The following is a 1563-nucleotide window of genomic DNA, read 5'->3' as shown; positions in this document are numbered from 1 at the left end:
GGGGCACGGTCTCCACCGAAGCCGGCTCCTGGTTCATCGAGCGCGACGACGCCACCATGGCGGCGATCCGCGCTTGGACGGCGGAAAGGCACGCGGGACGGGGCTTCATGATCGCCAATGACAGCCCGCTGCGCCTACTCGGCCACAAGCTGCCCTTCGGATTGCGGCGCTGGCTGCGCAGGATGCTGAGCCGCGGGCCGATCCGCCATGAATCCTCCGTCACCGAGGCACTGGCATTCGACGAGATCCACGAGAAATTCTTTGCTGGGCGGTCGATTCCGGAGCACCACGGCAAGTGCATTTCCTCGCGCCATTTCGACGCCATCGGCACCGCTACCTGTCAAATCCTTTTGGAAGGACGCTATAACGACATTCTCACCCCCGATGTCCACTACATCCGCTTGGCGTCGGATTTATCCAATATTTCCGAGGTGATGGGGACCTTCCGTGACGAGCGTCGCCGTCTTGAGATCACGGAAGCGGCCCGCGCCCATGTGATGGACGGGCATACTTATGCCCATCGCGCGGGGGCTGTTTACGACATCCTGACCGGGGGCATGCCAGGGTGATGGCAGGGGTTCGTTCATGTGTGGCATAGCCGGTTTTCTCGGGCCTGCCGGGGAGGGTCCGGGTCTCGAGGCGCTGGCGCGGCACATGGCCGACAGTCTGATCCATCGGGGGCCGGATGACGGCGGAAGCTGGGCCGATGGAGAGGCCGGCATCGGACTTGGCCATCGCCGCCTTGCCGTCATCGATCTCTCGGCAGCCGGACACCAGCCGATGGTCTCCGCGAACCGCCGCTATGTGCTGAGCTACAATGGCGAGGTCTACAATGCCGCTGAATTGCGTCGGGAGTGGGAGGAGGCCGGCACCTCGTTCCGGGGCAGCTCCGACACCGAAGTCCTTGTCGAGGCCATCGCCCGCCACGGCCTGAGGCCAACTCTCGAGCGCCTCATCGGAATGTTCGCCTTCGCCCTGTGGGATCGCGAGTTGCGCGAACTGACCCTGGTGCGCGACCGGCTCGGCGTCAAGCCGCTCTATTGGGGGCGTTTCGGCAAGACCCTTGTTTTCGCCTCGGAGCTTTCAGCGCTCAAGCGCCATCCCGATTTTTCCGGCGAGATCGACCGCGACGCGCTCAGCAGCTTCCTGCGCTTCAATTACGTGCCGGCGCCGCAGAGCATTTATCGCGACATCCACAAGCTGCGCCCCGGTCACCTGCTCGCGGTTCGCCAGGGCGGGGAGCCGCAAATCGAAGCTTGGTGGTCGCTCGCGGCGGCGCGGGCGGAAGGAACCTCGGTCCCTTTCGCCGGCAGCGAGGACGAGGCGGTCTCCGCGCTCGAGGCCCTGCTCGGTGATGCGGTCCAAAAGCGCATGATCGCCGATGTGCCGCTTGGCGCCTTCTTGTCCGGCGGGGTGGACTTCTCGACCGTCACCGCGCTGATGCAGGCGCACTCGTCGCGCCCGGTGCGGAGCTTTTCCATCGGCTTCGCCGAGGACGGCTACAACGAGGCGGTTCACGCGAAGGCGGTGGCCGGCCATCTCGGCACCGAGCACACGGAGCTT

Annotated in this window: 2 protein-coding genes; both read left to right on the top strand. The window is 65.3% G+C overall.

Translation table 11 applies throughout. From position 1 onward, the window contains the following. Nucleotides 1-569: glycosyltransferase (locus VIR62_RS11830; RefSeq protein WP_431871515.1), on the top strand; the 569-nt coding region annotated here is incomplete at its 5' end. A 16-nt stretch (nt 570-585) separates the two neighbouring features. After that, nucleotides 586-1563: asparagine synthase (glutamine-hydrolyzing) (gene asnB, locus VIR62_RS11825; RefSeq protein ID WP_431871514.1), on the top strand; the 978-nt coding region annotated here is incomplete at its 3' end.

It is taken from the genome of Allosphingosinicella sp., from assembly GCF_036570505.1.
In the GTDB taxonomy this organism is placed as follows: Bacteria; Pseudomonadota; Alphaproteobacteria; order Sphingomonadales; family Sphingomonadaceae; genus Allosphingosinicella.
The sequence above is the reverse complement of the archived record's forward strand: the minus strand, read 5'-3'. Positions and strand labels throughout refer to the sequence as shown.